The following is a 19,672-nucleotide window of genomic DNA, read 5'->3' on the forward strand; positions in this document are numbered from 1 at the left end:
CTGGATCACCTGGAACACACACGGACCACGCCTACAGCAACGCCGCACGCGGGCCGTCCGGCTGCTCCAGACGACGCTCGAGGATCGAACGGGCGATCCCCGACGACTCCTCGTCGGTGAGCCTGCGGAACCCGTCCTCGGTGATCACCGTGACGATCGGGTAGATCCGGCGCGCGACATCGGGACCACCCGTCGCCGAATCGTCGTCAGCCGCGTCGTACAGAGCCTGCACCACGAGCGTCGTGGCCTGCTCCTCCGTCAGATCGTCCCGATACAGCTTCTTCATCGCCCCGCGCGCGAAGATCGAACCCGAACCCGTCGCCGCGAAGTGATGCTCCTCCGAACGACCACCCGTCACGTCGTACGAGAAGATCCGGCCCCGGTCCCGGTCCACGTCGAACCCCGCGAACAACGGCACCACCGCCAGACCCTGCATCGCCATGCCCAGGTTCGAGCGGATCATCGTCGACAACCGGTTCGCCTTGCCCTCCAGCGAGAGCTGCGCCCCCTCGACCTTCTCGAAGTGCTCCAGCTCCAGCTGGAACAGCTTCACCATCTCGACGGCCAGGCCCGCGGTGCCGGCGATGCCGACGGCCGAGTACTCGTCCGCCGGGAACACCTTCTCGATGTCCCGCTGCGCGATGACGTTGCCCATCGTGGCCCGGCGGTCACCCGCGAGCACGACCCCGCCGGGGAACGTGACGGCCACGATCGTCGTCCCGTGCGGGGCCTCGATCACACCCTGCGTCGGAGGCAGCTGCCGCTTCCCGGGCAGCATCTCCGGCTGGTGCTCGGACAGGAAGTCCATGAAGGACGACGACCCAGGCGTCAGGAAGGCAGCTGGTAGACGCCCGGTGCTACGAGTGTTGGCTTCCACGCGTTTCCTTCCAGGTATGTCGCAGCCCGCCTCATGACGTCGGGCCGATCCTTGAACTGCCCCAGCGCGGCATTGCAGCTGAAGCACAGTACGCCTCGGACCCTACCCGTCTCATGGCAGTGATCCACATGCTCAGCGGGAGCAGCAAGGCAGATACAGCAGATGCCCTGCTGCTCCGCGACCATCGCGTCCAACTCGGCCGGGCTCAAACCGTATTTGCGCTTGAAGTAGCTGATCCGGTTCCGCTCGGCGCGACACTCCCGGCAGTAGCTCGACCAGCCATCCGACGACGACTTGTTGTGCTCCCATTCGGAGTGCGGTTTGGCCTGTTCGCACTGAGGGCACCGCTTGTGCCCCCGAGGAACCGGAACCTTCACACGGACCGTCTTGCCCTGGGCTTCCTGTCGACGCCGGTAGTACTCGGCGGCACATTCGCGGCAATTGGCCTGCAAACCATCGGGCCTGGAGCTGTTGCTCGCGAATGCACCAACCGGAAGGAACTGCTGACAGGCCGAGCACTTCTTCGACACCGCATCGTTCATGGATGTGACTACTGTCCACCCTTTTGAACGAACGACCTCACGAAATCCTCGGCATTCTCCTCGAGTACATCGTCAATCTCGTCAAGAACCGAGTCGACGTCGTCGCTCAGCTTCTCCTGGCGTTCCTTGAGGTCCTCGGAGCCCTGCGTCTCCGCGGCCTGCTCCTCGACCTCCTCCGTGGAACGCGTCGCCTTCTGCTGGCCGCCGCCGGTGTCCTTGGTCGCCATAACCCTCACCCCGCTCTTTCGCCCGATGTGGTCGACAGGTCGGCATTCCTGCCGATCGGTGATGATCAGACCCTACAAGCCGGGTCCGACATCGGCCCCGCAGTTGCGTCAAAGCACGGGGACCATCTCGATGATTCCCGGCCAGGGCGCTTTCCACCCCGCCGGGCAGGTACCGTCCGGATAACCGTTCAGCCGCCCGAGAGGACCTTGACCAGGTCTTCTGCCGTGCGGCAGCGGTCCAGGAGCTCCTTGACGTGATTTCGCGTTCCGCGAAGGGGTTCGAGGGTTGGGACGCGCTGGAGCGAGTCCCGGCCCGGCAGGTCGAAGATCACGGAGTCCCAGGAGGCCGCGGCGACGTCGTCGGCGTACTGCTCGAGGCAGCGGCCGCGGAAGTAGGCGCGCGTGTCCTCCGGGGGCTTGCTGACGGCCCGCTCGACCTCGGACTCGTCCAGGAGCCGCTTCATGCGTCCGCGGGCCGCCAGACGGTTGTAGAGGCCCTTCTCGGCCCGTACGTCGGCGTACTGGAGGTCGACGAGGTGGAGGCGGGCGGCGTCCCAGTCGAGGTCGTCCCGGCGCCGGTAGCCCTCCATGACCTCGCGTTTCGCCACCCAGTCCAGTTCGCCGGCGAGGCTCATGGGGTCGTTCTCGAGGCGGGTGAGGGTGTCCTCCCAGCGGGCGAGGACGTCCTTGGTCTGGTCGTCGGCGTCCGCGCCGAAGCGCTCCTCCACGTATTTGCGCGACAGCTCGTAGTACTCCATCTGCAACTGGACGGCGGTGAGTGTGCGGCCGCTGCGGAGGGTGACCAGCCGCTTGAGGCTCGGGTCGTGGGAGACCTGGTGGAGGGTGCGCACGGGCTGGTCGACGGCGAGGTCGACGGCGATGAAGCCGTCCTCGATCATCGACAGGACCAGGGCCGTGGTGCCGAGCTTGAGGTAGGTCGAGATCTCGGAGAGGTTGGCGTCGCCGATGATCACGTGGAGGCGGCGGTACTTCTCCGCGTCGGCGTGCGGTTCGTCGCGGGTGTTGATGATGGGGCGTTTCAGCGTCGTCTCCAGGCCGACCTCGACCTCGAAGTAGTCGGCGCGCTGGCTGAGCTGGAAGCCGTGTTCGTGGCCGTCCTGGCCGATGCCGACCCGGCCGGCGCCCGCGAAGACCTGGCGGGAGACGAAGAAGGGCGTGAGGTGGCGCACGATGTCCGAGAAGGCGGTCTCCCGCTTCATCAGGTAGTTCTCGTGCGTGCCGTAGGAGGCGCCCTTGTTGTCGGTGTTGTTCTTGTAGAGGTGGATCGGCTGGGCGCCGGGGAGCGCGGCGGCGCGTTCGGCGGCCTCGGCCATGATGCGTTCGCCGGCCTTGTCCCAGAGGACGGCGTCGCGGGGGTTGGTGACCTCCGGGGCGCTGTATTCGGGGTGTGCGTGGTCGACGTAGAGGCGTGCGCCGTTGGTGAGGATGACGTTGGCGAGGCCGATGTCCTCGTCGGTGAGCTGGCTGGAGTCGGCGACCTCGCGGGCGAGGTCGAAGCCCCGCGCGTCGCGCAGCGGGTTCTCCTCCTCGAAGTCCCACCGGGCTCGGCGGGCCCGGTGCATCGCCGCGGCGTAGGCGTTGACGATCTGGGACGAGGTGAGCATGGCATTGGCATTGGGGTGGCCGGGGACGGAGATGCCGTACTCCGTCTCGATGCCCATTACTCGCCGTACGGTCATGCGGCCCTCCTTGCCCGGCGGCACCCTCGGTCGTGGGCGCCGCTCAGATACCGGTGGTGCTCCGGTGCGTGTGCGGTGCCCGTCCCCGCAACTAGCGACCCGGCGGTACGGAAGAGCCTAGAACGCCTCTGCGCTGGTGGGGAGATCATTTGCGTCATTGCCTTGCTCCAGCCGTGGCCCGGAAAGCAAACGGCTGCGGGTACCCGTGGTGGGCACCCGCAGCCGCCCTGCTTTTACAGGTACTGTCCGGTGTTCGCCACCGTGTCGATGGAGCGTCCGGTGTCCGCGCCCTGCTTTCCGGTGATGAGGGTGCGGATGTACACGATCCGTTCGCCCTTCTTTCCGGAGATGCGGGCCCAGTCGTCGGGGTTGGTGGTGTTGGGGAGGTCCTCGTTCTCCTTGAACTCGTCCACGCATGCCTGGAGGAGGTGGGAGACGCGCAGGCCCTTCTGGTTCTTGTCGAGGAAGTCCTTGATGGCCATCTTCTTGGCGCGGCCGACGATGTTCTCGATCATGGCGCCGGAGTTGAAGTCCTTGAAGTAGAGGACTTCCTTGTCGCCGTTGGCGTAGGTGACTTCCAGGAAGCGGTTTTCCTCGGATTCGGCGTACATGTGTTCCACTGCCGTCTGGATCATGCTCTGGACGGTGGTGGTCTTGTCGCCGCCGTGTTCGCCGACGTCCTCGGAGTGCAGGGGCAGGCGTTCGGTGAGGTACTTCTGGAAGATGTCCTTGGCCGCTTCGGCGTCCGGGCGCTCGATCTTGATCTTCACGTCGAGGCGGCCGGGGCGCAGGATGGCGGGGTCGATCATGTCCTCGCGGTTGGAGGCGCCGATGACGACCACGTTCTGCAGGCCTTCGACGCCGTCGATCTCGGCGAGGAGCTGCGGGACGATGGTGTTCTCCACGTCGGAGCTGACGCCGGAGCCGCGGGTGCGGAAGAGGGACTCCATCTCGTCGAAGAAGACGATGACGGGGGTGCCCTCGGAGGCCTTCTCCCTGGCGCGCTGGAAGACGAGGCGGATCTGCCGCTCGGTCTCGCCGACGTACTTGTTGAGGAGCTCGGGGCCCTTGATGTTGAGGAAGAAGCTCTTGCCGGTGGCCTGGCCGGTGACTTCGGCGACCTTCTTGGCCAGCGAGTTGGCGACGGCCTTGGCGATGAGCGTCTTGCCGCATCCGGGCGGCCCGTAGAGCAGGACGCCCTTGGGCGGGCGCAGCTCGTGCTCCTTGAAGAGGTCGGGGTAGAGGTAGGGGAGCTCGACGGCGTCGCGGATCATCTCGATCTGGCCGCCGAGGCCGCCGATCTGCTCGTAGCCGATGTCGGGGACCTCTTCGAGGACGAGTTCCTCGACCTCGCTCTTGGGGACGACCTCGTAGACGTATCCGGAGCGGGGTTCGAGGAGCAGGGCGTCGCCGGGGCGGATGACGACGTCGAGGAGGGGTTCGGCGAGCCTGACCACTCTTTCTTCGTCGGTGTGTCCCTGCACGAGGGCGCGTACGCCGTCCTCGAGGACCTCTTTGAGGGTGACGATGTCGCCGACGCTCTCGTACTCCATGGCCTCGACCACGTTGAGCGCTTCGTTGAGCATCACTTCCTGGCCGCGTCGGAGCTCTTCGAGCTCGACGCCGGGGCTGACGTTCACGCGGAGTTTGCGGCCTCCGGTGAAGATGTCGGCCGTGCCGTCCTCGTTCGCCGTGAGGAAGACGCCGAAGCCGGCCGGTGGCTGTGCGAGCCGGTCGACTTCTTCTTTGAGGGCCACGATCTGGTCGCGGGCCTCGCGGAGTGTGCCCGCGAGTCGCTCGTTCTGGGCGGACACGCCGGCCAGGTTGGTCTGGAGCTCGACGATCCGCTCTTCGAGAATCCTCGTGTGTCGCGGAGAGTCGGCGAGCTTGCGCCGCAGGACGGCGATCTCCTGCTCAAGGTAGGCAATCTGCCCGGACGGGTCGTCGGACCCTCGTCCCGGGCGGATGCCGCGGTTCATGTCGTCGTCGTGGGCTGCCACGGTCCTCACCTCCTCCAAGGGGAGCTGGACGCTTCCAGACCCTACCTGGGTGGGTGTCGATTGAAACCCCTAGATCACAAAGACTGTCGGGGTGTGTCCGATCTTCACCCTTGCGCTCTCCCTCACGCCAGGGGAATACCCACCGAACATGATTGGAAAGCCGCCGGGGGTAGGGTCGAAGTGTTCAACACCCGTCGGAGCCTGCATGGTTCCCCGGCGGTTCGACGATAAACGGCAGGAGTCATGGGCGTGCAGCAGGAGGCCGGTGTCGGCGGTGAGGCGCTGGAGGTCTGGATCGATCAGGATCTCTGTACCGGCGACGGGATCTGTGCGCAGTACGCGCCCGAGGTGTTCGAGTTGGACATCGACGGTCTGGCGTATGTGAAGGGTGCGGACGACGAGCTGTTGCAGGCCGTGGGGGCGGCGACGCCGGTTCCGTTGCCGCTGTTGACGGATGTGGTCGACTCGGCGCGGGAGTGTCCGGGCGACTGCATTCATGTGCGTCGGGTTTCGGACCGGGTCGAGGTGTACGGTCCGGACGCCGAGTGACGTGTCGGCTGCGTGTGGTGAGCGCTGTCTGATTTCTCACAGGGCGAACGGTCCGGTTCAGATGCTGCGGGCGCCGGCGGGGGTGGAGCGGACGAACGTGTTGTCCTTCCACTGCCATCTGGCGCTGTCCTTGACGTCGGGGCAGCAACTGGGCACGTCGGCGGTCGAGTAGCCGAGGAGGGTGGCGAGGACGGCTCCGTCGGTGACGGTGAGGCCGGTGACGGTGTTGCGTGCCTTGGGGTCGATGAGGGTGGCGACCACGCGCGCGTGGGTGTGGCCCGGGTTGTGGGTGAGGACGTAGACGCCGTCGGGCGGGGTGCCCATGGGGGCGTCGCAGTGGACGACGGCCACGGTTTCGGGGGTGCCGTCGCCGTCGAGGTCGCCGGTGGCCTTTTTCACCACGAGGGCTTGTTCGGGGCCGCAGTCGAGGGGGAAGTCGACGTCCGCCGTGGAGGGGGCTGTGGTGGGGGCCGGTTTGGCGTCGGGGGTGGCGCTCTGGGCGGCGGTGGCGGGTTTGGGTTGCAGGAGTGAGGAGAGGGCGACGACGCCGGCGATGGCGGTGGCGGTCGCGACCCAGTGGATCGGCCGGGTGTGGGTGTGTGCCAGTTCCGGGACGGCGGGGTGCTGCACTAGGAGTTTCTCCTGCGGTGGCGGTGCCGGTGGGGGTGGGGGTTGGCCAGCATCGTGCCACACGTCACAGGGTGGGGGAACGGCGGGGTGCGGGATTTCGGACGTACGGAGCGGGTGGGGGTGCGCGCCTGGTCCGCACTCCGGGTCGGGGGCAACGAGGAGGCGCCGTGCCCGTGTTCCCGTCGTGCTGGGGGAACTCGGTCACGGCGCCTTGTCGTTGGCTGGGGCGGGGTGGCGTGGGCCGGGTCAGCGGCTGCTGCCTCCGTCGGCGTTGGGGCCGGTGTAGTCCTCGCCGTAGGCGCCCTTGGCGGGGCGGCGGCGGCGCATGGGCGGCTCGACGCCGTCGGCGAGGCGGCGGGCGGTGAGCAGGAAGCCGGTGTGGCCGATCATCCGGTGGTCCGGGCGGACGGCGAGGCCTTCCACGTGCCAGTTGCGGATCATCGATTCCCAGGAGGTGGGCTCGTTGAACGAGCCGATCTCCCGGATGGACTCGACGGTCCGGGCGAGCTGGGTGGTGGTGGCGACGTAGCAGCACAGGATGCCGCCGGGCACGAGCGCCTTGGAGACGGCCTCGAGGCATTCCCAGGGGGCGAGCATATCGAGGATGACGCGGTCGACGTCGGTGTCGGACAGGTTGTCCTGGAGGTCGCCGACGGTGAGCTGCCAGGCGGGGTGCGGGCCGCCGAAGTAGCGCTCCACGTTCTGCCGGGCGATCTCGGCGAAGTCCTCGCGGCGCTCGTAGGAGTGCAGCATGCCCTGGTCGCCGATGGCGCGCAGCAGGAAGCTGCTGAGCGAGCCGGAGCCGACGCCGGCCTCGACGACGCGTGCGCCGGGGAAGATGTCGGCGAAGGCGAGGATCTGTCCCGCGTCCTTCGGGTAGACGACGGCTGCCCCGCGGGGCATGGAGAGGACGTAGTCGGGGAGCAGGGGGCGCAGCGCGAGGTAGGCGACGTTCCCGGTGGTGCGGACAACGCTGCCCTCGGGTGCGCCGATCAGTTCGTCGTGCGGGAAGGAACCCTTGTGGGTGTGGAAGTTCTTCCCGGCTTCGAGCGTGAACGTGTAGTGGCGGCCCTTGGGGTCGGTCAGCTGAACCTGGTCCCCGACCTTGAAGGGCCCGCGCCTGCGGGCGGCACCGGTCGGTTCGGACATGTGAACAGCCTACCGGCGTTTGGCGGGGCCGCCGACCATCGGGGGCGGGCACACCGGCTCGGGAGTGCGGTGGTCAGTTGGGACGGGCCATGGCTTTGACGAAGGCGCGTTCGACGTCGGCGGCGGAGAGTACGCCGAAGATCTCTCCTGTTTCCTCGACGACGAGGTATTCGGTGGCGGGGGTGGCGCGCAGGACGTCGAGGAGGTCCTCGCCGGCGAGTTCGGCGGAGACGCGCATGCCGTCGTTGAGGTCCTGGGCGAGGCCGCTGACGGCGACCCAGGGGCGGCGGTGTTCGGGGACGCCGACGATCGCGGCCTCCCGGACGAGGGAGAGCGGTTCGCCGTGGGCGTCGACGACGACGAGGGCGCGGGCGCCGGCGTCGTTGGCGCGGCGCAGTGCTTCGGACAGGGGGGTGTGGGTCTCCACGGGGACGGCGCGGCGGGTGAGGGTGCGGGCGCGCAGTTCGGGGAGGTGTTCGCGCAGGCGGGCCATGCGCAGGCTGTTGCCGGCGCCGGTCCAGATGATCGCGGCGAGGATGGCGGCGAGCAGCGCGTCGGTGACGGTGTCCATGCCGACGCTGTCCTCGGCGCCGGAGCCGAGGGCGCCGGACTGGGTGAGGAGGGGGAGGCCGATGAGGACGGAGACGGCGAGCGCGCGGCCGACCCAGGCGGCGGCGACGGTGCCGCTCATCGGTCTGCCGGTGATCTTCCAGACGACGGCGCGGAGCATGCGGCCGCCGTCGAGGGGGAGGCCGGGCAGGAGGTTGAAGATCGCGACGATGAGGTTGGAGATCATCAGGCCGGCGACCAGGACGCCCGGGACCGTGCCGGGTTCGACGGCGTTCATGGCGAGGTAGAAGACGCCGGCCAGAGCGAGGGAGAGGAGGGGGCCGACGAAGGCGAGCCAGAATTCGCGGCCCGGGGTCTCGGCTTCCTTCTCGATCTCGGAGACGCCGCCGAAGAACTGGAGCTGGATGCGGCGGACGGGGAGTTTGAAGCGGAGTGCGGCGATGGTGTGGGCGAGTTCGTGGATGAGGACGGAGGCGTAGAAGGCGACCGCGAAGAAGAGGGAGACGAGGTAGCGGGCGGCGCCGAGTTCGGGGAGGACGCGGTCGAGCTGGCCGCCGAAGACCCAGGTGATGAGGGCGGCGACGAGGAACCAGCTGGGGGCGACGTAGACGGGCACGCCGAAGGGGCGGCCCATGAGGATGCCGCCGCGGGGCTGCTCGGGTGGGCGCTGGGGCGGGGGGCCCTTGGGGAGGGCGGGGGGTGCGGGGCGCCCGGCGTCGGCGCCCGCGTCGGCTGCTGTTCCGGCGGTGTGGTGTCCGGTGCGGGTGCCGGTGTCGCCGGTGTCCTCGGCGTGGGTTCCGTCGGCTTCGGGGGCGGTCTCGTCGGTTCCGGCCTCGTCCGCTGCGGGCTCGTCGCCGTCGGCCGTGTCGCCGCGGCCGGCCTGGTCCGCTCCGGGCCGACCGGTGCCGGGGGCGGCCTTGTCGCCGGGGGCGTGGGCGGGGGCGGGGGCCGTTTCGGGGGTGTGGCTGTCGGCGTGCGGGGCCGGCTGCTGCCGGTGGGCGTCGGTGGGCCCGGCGGCCTGGGGCTCGCTCGGCGGGACGTCGGTGGCCGCGGGCGCAGGTGTCGCGGGGTGCTCGGCCGACTGTTCGCTGTCCGGCCGCGGCCGCCCGCTCCCGCCGCTTTCCACCACGGTGTCCCCTCGATCGAAGCGTCTCCTGCCCGTGCCGGGCGGGAGGGTCTGTGACCGATGGTATGCGGCGGTCGTGCGGTGTTCCGCCCGGCACCCCCTGTGTTTCCCGGCTTGTGGGTGACTGTCGGTGGCGGGCCGTATGGTCTGTGGTCATGGAGAACAGCAGCGAGGGCGTCGTCCGGGCGGGCGACGGCGGTGTGGTGGAGGAGCCGTCGCGCACGGGGGCGGCCGGGCCGGAGGGTGCGGCGGCGGGGGTCGTCGCGGTGGCTCCTGCGTCGTTGTCGCCGTCGCGGGCCGGTGATTTCATGCAGTGCCCGCTGCTCTACCGGTTCCGGGTGATCGACCGGCTGCCGGAGAAGCCGAGTCCGGCGGCGACGAAGGGGACGCTGGTGCACGCCGTCCTCGAGCGGCTGTTCGACGCGCCGGCGGCCGAGCGGACGGCGGCGGGGGCGAAGTCGCTGATCCCGGGGCAGTGGGACCGGCTGCGGGAGACGCGGCCGGAGGTGGTGGAGCTGTTCGCCGACGATCCGGAGGGCGAGCGGCTCGCCGGCTGGCTGGCGGAGGCGGAGGGGCTGGTCGAGCGCTGGTTCACCCTGGAGGATCCGACGCGGCTGGAGCCTGCCGAGCGGGAGCTGTTCGTGGAGACCGAGCTGGAGTCGGGTCTGCGGCTCCGCGGGATCATCGACCGGGTCGACGTGGCGCCGACGGGTGAGGTGCGGATCGTCGACTACAAGACGGGCAAGGCTCCGCGGCCGGAGTACGCCGAGGGCGCGTTGTTCCAGATGAAGTTCTACGCGCTGGTCGTGTGGCGGTTGAAGAACGTCGTGCCGCGGCGGCTGCAGCTGGTGTACCTGGGGAGCGGGGACGTGCTGACGTACGACCCGGTCCTGGCGGATCTGGAGCGTGTGGAGCGCAAGCTGCTCGCGTTGTGGGAGGCGATCCGGGAGGCGACGCGGACCGGTGAGTGGCGGCCCCGGCCGACGAAGCTGTGCGGCTGGTGCGATCACCGGGCGCACTGTCCGGAGTTCGGCGGTACTCCCCCGCCGTATCCGCTGCCGGTGACACTCGATGCGCCGACGTCGGCGCCGGTGAGGGCGGCCGCGTCACAGGACGGGGCGCAGGGCAGAATGGGGCCGGGCTAGAGAAGGAGATCTACGTGGCCATCCGCGTCCTACTGGTCGACGACCAGCCGCTGTTGCGCACGGGCTTCCGGATGATTCTGGAGGCCGAGCAGGACATCGCGGTCGTCGGCGAGGCCGGAGACGGTCTGCAGGCCATCGACCAGGTGCGGGCGTTGCAGCCCGATGTGGTGCTCATGGACATCCGCATGCCGCGGATGGACGGGGTGGAGGCGACCCGGCAGATCACCGGTCCCGGGCGGGACGGTCCGGCGAAGGTGCTGGTGCTGACCACGTTCGATCTGGACGAGTACGTGGTGGAGGCGCTGCGGGCGGGGGCCAGCGGGTTCCTGCTCAAGGACGCCCCGGCCAATGAGCTGGTGCAGGCGATCCGGGTGGTGGCGTCCGGTGAGGCCATGCTGGCGCCGAGCATCACGCGCCGGCTGCTCGACAAGTACGCCACGCATCTGCCGTCGGGCGAGGAGACGGTGCCGGACACGCTGCACACGCTGACCGACCGGGAGGTGGAGGTGCTGAAGCTGGTGGCGCGGGGGTTGTCGAACGCCGAGATCGCCGCCGACCTTTTCGTCAGCGAGACCACGGTGAAGACGCATGTCGGGCATGTGCTGACGAAGCTGGGGCTGCGGGACCGGGTGCAGGCCGCGGTGTACGCGTACGAGAGCGGTCTGGTGCGTCCCGGCGCCCAGTAGGCGAGCTGCGGGAGCCGGGCTCCGCGGTGTTCGGGTCCGGTGGCGCGGCACGGGTACGACGACGAAGGGCGCCCCCTGGAAACCGCCTACGGCAGGGGGCGCCCTTCGCTGTCGTGCGGGGGGCTGTCGTGCGCGGGGCTCAGCTCTTGCTGAGTTCCCAGAAGCGGAACACGGTGGAGGCGTCCAGGCAGTTCTCCAGGCCGTAGACGTTCTCGCCGACGACCGCGTACTGCTTGCCCTGCCAGACGGGCAGGACGGGCACCTGTGCGGCGACGATGTTCTGCAGCCTGCCGTAGTCGGCGTCGGTGGCGCTGCGGTCGCTCTGTGCGGCGGTGCGCGGGATGAGCGTCCCGGTGATCGTCTTGTCGGTGTAGTGGTTGCTCAGCACGTTGCCCTCGCCGAAGAAGGGCGAGGTGAAGTTGTCGGCGTCCGGGTAGTCGGGCACCCAGCCCTTGACGTAGACGCCGTACTTGCCGGCGGCGATGTCCTTCTCGTACTGGCCGAAGGCGACGGACTTGACGTCGGCGTCGAACAGGCCGCTGGCGTTGAGCTGGGCCGCGACGGCCTTGAGTTCCTGGTCGGTGGCCGGGCCGTAGCGGGACGGGGTCGACCAGAGGGTGAGCCGCACCTTGTCGGTGATGCCGTCCGCGGCGAGTGCGGCGGCGGCCCTGGTCCGGGAGGGCCGGGCGCCGTAGCGGTCGAAGAAGGCGGTGTTGTGGCCCGCGATGCCGGCCGGGATGATCGAGTAGAGCGGGTCGGCGGTGCCCTGGTAGACGTTCTTGATGAGGGCTTCGCGGTCGATGAGGTGGGCGATGGCCCGCCTCACGCCGAGCTTTCCGGCGACCGCGTCGTCCATGTTGAAGACGAGGTGCTGGACTTCGGCGCTGCTGCCCTCGACGACCTCGGCACGGGCGTCGGTGCTCTGCTGGATGTCGGCGACGTCGGTGGCGGTCAGGCCCCGGTAGGCGATGTCGACGTCGCCGTCGAGCAGGGCCTGCTTGAGGGCCTTCTGGTCACCTCCGTAGAACTTGAGGGTGACGCCGGTGTTCTGGGCGTCGGAGGCGGTGCCCCGGTAGTGGTCGTTGACGGAGAAGACGGCTTCGTCGTCGCTGAAGGAGTCGAGTGTGTAGGGGCCGGAGCCGACGGCTTCGCCGTCCTCGCGCAGCCCGTCGGCGTCGTACTGGCGGTGGTCGACGATGGAGCCGGCGCCCGAGGCGATCTTGCTGGGGAAGGTGGCGTCGGGGGCCTTGAGCTTGAAGACGACGGTCTTGTCGTCGGGTGTCTCGACCGCGCCGAGCGTGGCGAACATGATCGCCGGTCCGGCGTCGTCGTTGATCTTCAGCATGCGGTCGAAGGAGAACTTGACGTCCTCCGAGGTGAGCGCGTCGCCGTTGCTGAACTTCAGGTCGTCCTTCAGCGTGCAGCTGTAGACCTGGGTGCGCGTGTCGGTGAAACGGCACTCGCGGGCGGCGTCGGGCTCGGGTTCGGTGCCGCCCTTGGGGAAGCTCAGCAGTGACTGGAAGACGTTGTTGAACAGCAGCCAGGAGCCGGGGTCGTAGCCGGAGGCGGGGTCCGTGGCCAGGACCTCGTCGGACATGCCGAGGACCACCGAGGAGCCGTCGCCACCGGCGCCCCCGCTCTGGGTGCCGCAGCCGGTCAGCAGGCCGGAGGCCAGCCCCGCAATGATCGGCAGGACCGGCCACTGGTTGCGCAGGTTCACGTAGTGCCTTGTCGTCGTGTTCTCGTCGCACCGGAGCCGCGGTCGGGGCCCGGGCAGGGAGCAGAGGGCAGGGAACGGGGAGCAGCGAGCAGAGGGCTCGTCAGCTGCTCGCGCCGCGGCCGAGCTCCCACAGTTGCAGGGTCGCGGAGGAGTTGAGCGCGTACGCCGTGCCCGTGACGTCGTTGTTGGCGGCGACGTACTGCTTGCCCTGCCACAGCGGCAGGATCGGGACGTCCTTGGCGACGATGTCCTGGATCTCCGTCAGGCTCTTGGTGGCGCTCTGGCGGTCGGCCTCGCGGCGGGAGGACGGGATCAGGGTGTCGATGATGTCGCTGTTGCTGTAGGGCGACTTGAGGAAGTTGTCCTTGTCGAGGAACGGGGCGACGAAGTTGTCGGCGTCGGGGAAGTCGGGGAACCAGCCCATGCCCCAGACTGCGTACTCGCCCTTGCGCTCGGCGGGGACGAAGGCGTCCCAGGCGGTGCCCTTGATGGTGACGTCGAACAGGCCGCTGTCGTTGAGCTGCTTCTGCAGCACCTCGAACTCCTGCTTGGTGGCCGGACCGTAGTGGTCGGTCGTGTAGTTCAGCGTCAGCTTCACCGGCTTGGTGATGTCCGCGTCGGCCAGCAGGGCCTTGGCCTTGCCGACGTTGGGTTCGCCGTAGGTGTTGACGAACGAGTTGGAGTGACCGGTGAGGCTGGCCGGGACGAGCGAGTAGAGGGGTTCGGCCTGGGAGCCGTAGACCTTGGACACCAGCTCGTTGCGGTTGATGATCTGGGCCATGGCCTGGCGGACGGCCTTGGACTTGACGGCCGGGTCCGTGGTGTCGAACGCGAGGTAGCGGATCTCGAGGCCGTTCAGTTCGACCAGGTCGATGTCTCCGCCGGCGGGGCTCTCGGCGAGCTTCTTGATCTGCTCCGGCGACATGGTGCGGGTCATGAGGTCGATGTCGCCCTTCTGGAGGGCGGTGCCCATGGCGTCGGCGTCCTTGTAGGACACCATGTCGACCTCGTCGTTGTTCACCTTCAGCGTCCCCTTGTAGTGGGGGTTGCGGGTGAACACGGCCTTGGTCATCTCGTCGCCGTCGGTGTCGGCCTTGAGGATGTAGGGGCCGGATCCGTCGACCGCGAAACCGTCGCGCAGCTTGCCCTTGTCGTAGTCGTCGGGGTTGACGATGCCGGCGACCGGGGTCGACAGCTTGAAGGGGAAGGTGGCGTCGGCGGTCTTGAGATGGAAGATGACTTCGTTGTCGCCCTGCGTTTCGATGGTGTCGATCGTGGACAGCAGGGCGAAGACGCCGGAGTCGGCCTTGATGGCGCGGGCGCGGTCGATGGAGAACTTGACGTCCTTCGCCGTGACCGCGTCGCCGTCGGCGAACTGCAGACCGCTGCGCAGCTTGCAGGCGTAGCGCTCGTTGCCGGTGTCGGTGAAACCGCAGCTCTCGGCCGCTTCCGGGACGGGCTCGCCCTCGCCCTTGGGCTGGATCATCAGGGTCTGCACGGTCTGGCGCAGAATGTTCCAGGTGCCGACGTCGTAGGAGTAAGCCGGGTCGAGCGGGGCCGGGGCGTCCTTGCTGGCGGTGAACCGGTCGGTGGTGCCCACGACGATGGCGTCGCCGCCGCCGCTGCCGCTGTCGGACCCTCCGCAGGCGGCGAGCACGGGCGCGAGCAGACCGACCACGGCCGGCAGCACCAAAGTCTTGCGGTTCATGCTCGAGTTTCTCCAGAGCTGTCGGTCCGTGTACCCGGCATGCAGGGGTGGCGCTGCGGATCACGGGGGTAGGCGATGTTCTCGCAACGAGATTAGTCCGCGTCGGCAGGAGCGTTCGCAGCCACCGGAGTTGAAAGCCCATCACGCAGCGAAACCGGCTGTGGACGCACTGAACAGCCGTCCGTGGAAGGATTCGTACAGCCGCTTACCAATCAGGACACAAGGACACCCCCGGAGGTCCCCGGCGAGCCCGGGACGCACACGGAGAGTCATCTGTCGAGCCCCGGCCGGGTGGGGAACGTCACAGCCTGGCGGGGTTCGGGGCGGGCGGAATTCGGCCGTCGCGAAGCGGCCGATGAAGATCGGAATTCCGTGTGGCGCGCATCCTCCGAATTCCTGGTTATCGGCGGTGCACGCTGGGTGAAGGCCGCTGCATTTCCGTCATCGGTCGATCACGAATGGTCGTCGCGGTGATCAGTTGAGCGGCATCAGGCCGCGCAGAAAAGACAGGTCGACCTGTTCGAGCGAGGAGACGACGGTGCGTCGTGACGCGGGGGCGATCGGTGCCACGGAGGGCACGGCGACCACGAGGCAGCCCGCTGCCTCCGCCGAGGCGACGCCCGTCGCGGTGTCCTCGACGACCGCGCACCTCGTGGGGTCCACGCCGAGGCCGGCGGCGGCGAACAGGTAGGGATCGGGGTGCGGCTTGGTGTGAGCGACCTCGTCGCCGGCGACGCTGAGGCGGAAGTGCTCGACGCCGAGTGAGGCGATGACGCGGTCGATGATGCGGCGGTGGGAGGCGGAGACGAGGGCGGTGGGCACCTCGTGCTCGGTCAGCTCGGCGAGCAGCCGGGCCGCTCCCGGCATCAGGGGCAGGGCGCGGGTGATGCGGTCCTCGAACCCCTCGTTGAGCAGGACGGTGAGTTCGCCGACGGTGACGTCGGCTCCGGTCGCCTCGATCAGGAACCCGGCGCTGCGGCTCATCGGCCCGCCGACCACGACATGGCGCCAGGAGTCGTCGAGGGTGTGCCCGAGTGCGGCGAAGACCTCGACCTCGACGTCCCACCAGAAGCCCTCGGTGTCCACCAGGGTGCCGTCCATGTCGAGGAGCACGGCCTGCAGGGCGGAGCCCTCGGCCGTACGGGTTACTGGCGCGGGAACCGTGCTGGTCATCCGCGTACCTCCTTGAGGGACGAGCAGGCCGGTTCCCGCTGTGGGGAACCGGCCTGCAGTGGACCGACCAGTGTACGACTTATCGGATCAGCGTGCTGGGCGGCACGCTGACGTCACCGGGCGTTGAAGTACTTCGCCTCGGGGTGGTGGATCACGATGGCGTCCGTGGACTGCTCGGGGTGGAGCTGGAACTCCTCGGACAGGTGGACGCCGATCCGCTCGGGCCGGAGCAGCTCGGCGATCTTGGCGCGGTCCTCGAGGTCGGGGCAGGCGCCGTAGCCGAGGGAGAAGCGGGCGCCGCGGTACTTCAGGGCGAACATGTCCTCGACGTCGGCCGGGTCCTCGCCGGCGAAGCCGAGTTCAGAGCGCACGCGTGCGTGCCAGTACTCGGCGAGGGCCTCGGCCAGCTGCACGGACAGGCCGTGCAGTTCGAGGTAGTCGCGGTAGGAGTTCGACGCGAAGAGCTTGGCCGTCTCCTCGCCGATGCGCGAGCCGACGGTGACGACCTGGAGGCCGACCACGTCGGTCTCCCCCGACTCCTCGGGGCGGAAGAAGTCGGCCAGACACAGCCGGCGGCCGCGGCGCTGACGGGGGAAGGTGAAGCGGGTCCGCTCGTTGCCCTGTTCGTCCAGGATGATCAGGTCGTCGTCCTTGGAGACGCAGGGGAAGTAGCCGTAGACGACGGCGGCCTCGAGGAGGTTGTCGGTCTGCAGCTTGTCGAGCAGGCCGCGCAGCCGGGGCCGGCCCTCGGTCTCGACGAGTTCGTCGTAGGTCGGCCCGTCGCCGGTGCGGGCCTGCTTGAGGCCCCACTGGCCCTTGAAGAGGGCGCCTTCGTCGAGCCAGGAGGCGTACTCCTTGAGCTGGATGCCCTTGATGACGCGGGTGCCCTCGAAGGGCGGCGTCGGCACGGGGTTGTCGGTGGCGACGTCGGAGCGGACGTGGCCCTCCTCGGGCCGCTCCTCGACCTCGGCGGGGGCGGCGCTCGCGCGCACCCGGCGTTGCCTGAGCTCGGGCAGCTTCGCGCCGGGCACGCCCCGCTTGACGCCGATCAGGGCGTCCATGAGGCGCAGGCCCTCGAATGCGTCGCGGGCGTAGCGGACCTCGCCTCCGTAGATCTCGTGCAGGTCCTGCTCGACGTAGGCCCGGGTCAGGGCGGCGCCGCCGAGGATGACCGGGTAGTCCGCCGCGAGTCCGCGCTGGTTGAGCTCCTCCAGGTTCTCCTTCATGATCACCGTGGATTTGACCAGCAGGCCGGACATGCCGATGACGTCGGCCCGGTGCTCGGCGGCGGCGTCCAGGATCGCGGAGACCGGCTGCTTGATGCCGAGGTTGACGACGTTGTAGCCGTTGTTGGACAGGATGATGTCGACGAGGTTCTTGCCGATGTCGTGGACGTCGCCGCGGACCGTGGCGAGCACGATGGTGCCCTTGCCGTCGTCGTCGGACTTCTCCATGTGCGGCTCGAGGTGGGCCACCGCCGCCTTCATGACCTCGGCGGACTGCAGGACGAACGGCAGCTGCATCTGGCCCGACCCGAACAGCTCGCCGACGACCTTCATGCCGTCCAGCAGGGTGTCGTTGACGATCTCCAGGGCGGGCCGGGTGAGCAGTGCCTCGTCGAGGTCGGCCTCGAGGCCGTTGCGCTCGCCGTCGATGATGCGCCGCTTGAGGCGCTCCTCCAGCGGGAGCGCGGCCAGTTCCTCGGCCCGGCCGGCCTTGAGGGATTTGGCGGTGGCGCCCTCGAAGAGCTGCATGAGCTTCTGGAGGGGGTCGTAGCCTTCGGCGCGCCGGTCGTGGATCAGGTCGAGGGCGGTCTGCACCTCCTCCTCGCTGAAGCGGGCGATGGGCAGGATCTTGGAGGCGTGGACGATCGCGGAGTCCAGGCCCGCCTTGACGCACTCGTCGAGGAAGACGGAGTTCAGCAGGATGCGGGCGGCCGGGTTGAGGCCGAAGGAGATGTTCGACAGGCCGAGGGTGGTCTGCACCTCGGGGTGACGGCGCTTGAGCTCGCGGATCGCCTCGATGGTGGCGACGCCGTCGCCCCGGGACTCCTCCTGGCCGGTGCAGATGGTGAAGGTCAGGGTGTCGATGAGGATGTCCGACTCGCGGATGCCCCAGTTGCCGGTGAGGTCGGCGATGAGCCGTTCGGCGATCTCGACCTTCTTCTCCGGGGTGCGGGCCTGGCCCACCTCGTCGATGGTCAGCGCGATCAGCGCCGCGCCGTGCTCCTGGGCCAGCCTGGTGACCTTGGCGAAGCGGGACTCGGGGCCGTCGCCGTCCTCGTAGTTCACCGAGTTGATCACCGCGCGGCCGCCGAGCTTCTCCAGGCCGGCCCGGATGACCTCGACCTCGGTGGAGTCCAGGACGATCGGCAGGGTGGAGGCGGTGGCGAAGCGGCCGGCGAGTTCCTCCATGTCGGCGACGCCGTCGCGGCCGACGTAGTCCACGCACAGGTCCAGCAGGTGCGCGCCCTCGCGGATCTGCTCGCGGGCCATCTCGACGCAGTCGTCCCAGCGGCCGGCCAGCATGGCCTCGCGGAACTTCTTGGATCCGTTGGCGTTGGTGCGTTCGCCGATCGCCAGGTAGGAGGTGTCCTGGCGGAAGGGCACGGTCTGGTAGAGGGAGGCGGCGCCGGGCTCGGGGCGGGGGCTCCGCTCGGCGGGCTCGAGGCCGCGGACGCGTTCGACGACCTGGCGCAGGTGCTCGGGGGTGGTTCCGCAGCAGCCGCCGATGAGGTTGAGCCCGTAGTCGCGGACGAAGTTCTCCTGGGCGTCGGCCAGGCCTTCGGCGTCGAGCGGGAAGTGAGCGCCGTCCTTGGTGAGGATCGGCAGTCCGGCGTTCGGCATGCACAGCAGCGGGGTGCGGGAGTGCCGGGCCAGGTAGCGCAGGTGCTCGCTCATCTCGGCGGGGCCGGTGGAGCAGTTCAGGCCGATCATGTCGATGCCGAGCGGTTCCAGCGCGGTGAGCGCGGCGCCGATCTCGGAGCCGAGCAGCATGGTGCCGGTCGTCTCGAAGGCCATGGAGACCAGCAGGGGCACGTCGGCGCCGGTCGCCTCCATCGCGCGCCTGGCGCCCAGGATCGACGACTTCGTCTGGAGGAGGTCCTGGGTGGTCTCGACGATCAGGGCGTCGGCGCCGCCGGCGAGCAGGCCCTCGGCGTTGGCCTGGAAGCCGTCGCGCAGCGTGCCGTAGCCGATGTGGCCGAGGGTGGGCAGCTTGGTGCCGGGACCGATCGAGCCGAGGACCCAGCGGGTGCGTCCGTCGCGTGCGGCGAAGGCGTCGGCGGTCTCGCGGGCGATGCGGGCGCCGGCCTCGGACAGCTCGTGGACCCGTTCGGCGATGTCGTACTCGGCCATGGCGGAGTGGTTCGCGCCGAAGGTGTTGGTCTCGACGCAGTCCACGCCGGCGGCGAAGTACTCCTCGTGCACGGAGCGCACGATGTCGGGGCGGGTGATGTTGAGGACCTCGTTGCAGCCCTCGAGGTCCTGGAAGTCCTCAAGGGTGGGCTCCTGGGCCTGGAGCATGGTGCCCATGGCTCCGTCTGCCACCACCACACGGGTGGCCAGGGCCTCTCGGAGCGCGGACACACGGGTCCGGCTGTCGGCGGAAGGGGTCGGCGGCACAGAGGCCATGAAAGGGCTCCCTCAGGTGCGACGGCTGTCGGCTTCACGTCACCTCGGGATGCGTGGAGCAGGGGCTTACCGAGGAGCGCGCACGCCGTCAGGGTAGCCGGACGGAGGCCTTATGGTCAGGGGCGTCCACGGGGCGGACGGGTGAGGCGGCCGGACGGGGGCCCTGCCGCGGCGGGTTTCGGGCGGGTGCCACGGCCGTGCGTCGGCCTTGCTGCTTCCGGGGGACGGGCGGCGGAAC

General features: G+C 69.1%; 15 protein-coding genes. 3 read left to right on the top strand and 12 right to left on the bottom strand.

The annotated features are described in order from the left end of the window. Window positions 1-31 precede the first annotated feature (31 nt). From prcB to arc, 5 genes are all read right to left on the bottom strand, one after another. Window positions 32-877 carry a proteasome subunit beta gene (gene prcB, locus QF032_RS08825; protein WP_256920689.1) on the bottom strand — a complete coding sequence of 282 codons (846 nt, stop codon included), beginning with the start codon at window positions 875-877 and terminating at the stop codon, window positions 32-34. Further along, entirely contained in the window at window positions 829-1,419 is a 591-nt protein-coding gene (locus QF032_RS08830; protein ID WP_307041337.1) for an endonuclease VII domain-containing protein, read from the bottom strand. The genes prcB and QF032_RS08830 overlap by 49 nt, the downstream gene beginning before the upstream one ends. 8 nt (window positions 1,420-1,427) lie before the next feature. Next, window positions 1,428-1,646, bottom strand: coding sequence for a ubiquitin-like protein Pup (locus tag QF032_RS08835; protein WP_057579613.1), 219 nt, complete (start codon window positions 1,644-1,646; stop codon window positions 1,428-1,430). A gap of 188 nt (window positions 1,647-1,834) precedes the next feature. Then, window positions 1,835-3,346: a depupylase/deamidase Dop gene (gene dop / locus QF032_RS08840; RefSeq protein WP_373430310.1), complete on the bottom strand. Its 1,512-nt coding sequence runs from the start codon at window positions 3,344-3,346 to the stop codon at window positions 1,835-1,837. Between the two features lie 233 nt (window positions 3,347-3,579). Further along, entirely contained in the window at window positions 3,580-5,346 is a 1,767-nt protein-coding gene (gene arc / locus QF032_RS08845) for a proteasome ATPase (protein WP_057579618.1), read from the bottom strand. A 243-nt stretch (window positions 5,347-5,589) separates the two neighbouring features. Between arc and QF032_RS08850 the strand changes: the two genes are divergently transcribed. Continuing rightward, on the top strand, window positions 5,590-5,895 hold the full coding sequence (locus QF032_RS08850) for a ferredoxin (protein ID WP_306953770.1): 306 nt from the start codon (window positions 5,590-5,592) through the stop codon (window positions 5,893-5,895). Between the two features lie 57 nt (window positions 5,896-5,952). On the opposite strand, the gene QF032_RS08855 is transcribed toward QF032_RS08850, so the two are convergent. From QF032_RS08855 to QF032_RS08865, 3 genes are all read right to left on the bottom strand, one after another. Then, on the bottom strand, window positions 5,953-6,525 hold the full coding sequence (locus tag QF032_RS08855) for a hypothetical protein (RefSeq protein ID WP_306953768.1): 573 nt from the start codon (window positions 6,523-6,525) through the stop codon (window positions 5,953-5,955). Between the two features lie 246 nt (window positions 6,526-6,771). Then, entirely contained in the window at window positions 6,772-7,674 is a 903-nt protein-coding gene (locus QF032_RS08860) for a tRNA (adenine-N1)-methyltransferase (protein WP_307055635.1), read from the bottom strand. 73 nt (window positions 7,675-7,747) lie between these two features. Next, window positions 7,748-9,373 carry a site-2 protease family protein gene (locus QF032_RS08865; protein ID WP_307055637.1) on the bottom strand — a complete coding sequence of 542 codons (1,626 nt, stop codon included), beginning with the start codon at window positions 9,371-9,373 and terminating at the stop codon, window positions 7,748-7,750. Window positions 9,374-9,525: 152 nt separating this feature from the next. On the opposite strand from QF032_RS08865, the gene QF032_RS08870 reads away from it, so the two are divergent. Both QF032_RS08870 and QF032_RS08875 read left to right on the top strand, forming a co-directional pair. Further along, complete coding sequence (locus QF032_RS08870) at window positions 9,526-10,515, top strand: RecB family exonuclease (RefSeq protein WP_307055638.1); 990 nt, start codon at window positions 9,526-9,528, stop codon at window positions 10,513-10,515. A gap of 14 nt (window positions 10,516-10,529) precedes the next feature. Continuing rightward, window positions 10,530-11,201, top strand: coding sequence for a response regulator (locus QF032_RS08875; protein ID WP_307055640.1), 672 nt, complete (start codon window positions 10,530-10,532; stop codon window positions 11,199-11,201). Window positions 11,202-11,340: 139 nt separating this feature from the next. Here QF032_RS08875 and QF032_RS08880 read toward each other — a convergent pair whose 3' ends face one another. From QF032_RS08880 to metH, 4 genes are all read right to left on the bottom strand, one after another. After that, a complete protein-coding gene (locus QF032_RS08880) occupies window positions 11,341-12,921 on the bottom strand; it encodes an ABC transporter substrate-binding protein (protein ID WP_307055642.1) in 1,581 nt (526 codons plus the stop codon). A 100-nt stretch (window positions 12,922-13,021) separates the two neighbouring features. After that, window positions 13,022-14,629 carry an ABC transporter substrate-binding protein gene (locus QF032_RS08885; protein ID WP_307041347.1) on the bottom strand — a complete coding sequence of 536 codons (1,608 nt, stop codon included), beginning with the start codon at window positions 14,627-14,629 and terminating at the stop codon, window positions 13,022-13,024. Window positions 14,630-15,103: 474 nt separating this feature from the next. Further along, a complete protein-coding gene (locus tag QF032_RS08890; protein ID WP_307041350.1) occupies window positions 15,104-15,802 on the bottom strand; it encodes an HAD family hydrolase in 699 nt (232 codons plus the stop codon). 113 nt (window positions 15,803-15,915) lie between these two features. Further along, the gene (metH, locus tag QF032_RS08895; protein WP_307055644.1) at window positions 15,916-19,434 is read right to left on the bottom strand and encodes a methionine synthase; all 3,519 of its coding nucleotides are present in this window, start codon (window positions 19,432-19,434) and stop codon (window positions 15,916-15,918) included. Window positions 19,435-19,672 lie beyond the last annotated feature (238 nt).

The sequence above is a fragment of the Streptomyces achromogenes genome, assembly GCF_030816715.1.
Lineage (GTDB): Bacteria > Actinomycetota > Actinomycetes > Streptomycetales > Streptomycetaceae > Streptomyces > Streptomyces achromogenes_A.

Excerpts from the sequence above, each read along its gene's own strand:
- QF032_RS08830 (WP_307041337.1), bottom strand. The coding sequence starts at position 1,419 with ATGAACGATGCGGTGTCGAAGAAGTGCTCGGCCTGTCAGCAGTTCCTT.
- QF032_RS08835 (WP_057579613.1), bottom strand. The coding sequence starts at position 1,646 with ATGGCGACCAAGGACACCGGCGGCGGCCAGCAGAAGGCGACGCGTTCC.
- dop (WP_373430310.1), bottom strand. The coding sequence starts at position 3,346 with ATGACCGTACGGCGAGTAATGGGCATCGAGACGGAGTACGGCATCTCC.
- QF032_RS08850 (WP_306953770.1), top strand. The coding sequence starts at position 5,590 with ATGGGCGTGCAGCAGGAGGCCGGTGTCGGCGGTGAGGCGCTGGAGGTC.
- QF032_RS08860 (WP_307055635.1), bottom strand. The coding sequence starts at position 7,674 with ATGTCCGAACCGACCGGTGCCGCCCGCAGGCGCGGGCCCTTCAAGGTC.
- QF032_RS08870 (WP_307055638.1), top strand. The coding sequence starts at position 9,526 with ATGGAGAACAGCAGCGAGGGCGTCGTCCGGGCGGGCGACGGCGGTGTG.
- QF032_RS08885 (WP_307041347.1), bottom strand. The coding sequence starts at position 14,629 with ATGAACCGCAAGACTTTGGTGCTGCCGGCCGTGGTCGGTCTGCTCGCG.
- QF032_RS08890 (WP_307041350.1), bottom strand. The coding sequence starts at position 15,802 with ATGACCAGCACGGTTCCCGCGCCAGTAACCCGTACGGCCGAGGGCTCC.
- metH (WP_307055644.1), bottom strand. The coding sequence starts at position 19,434 with ATGGCCTCTGTGCCGCCGACCCCTTCCGCCGACAGCCGGACCCGTGTG.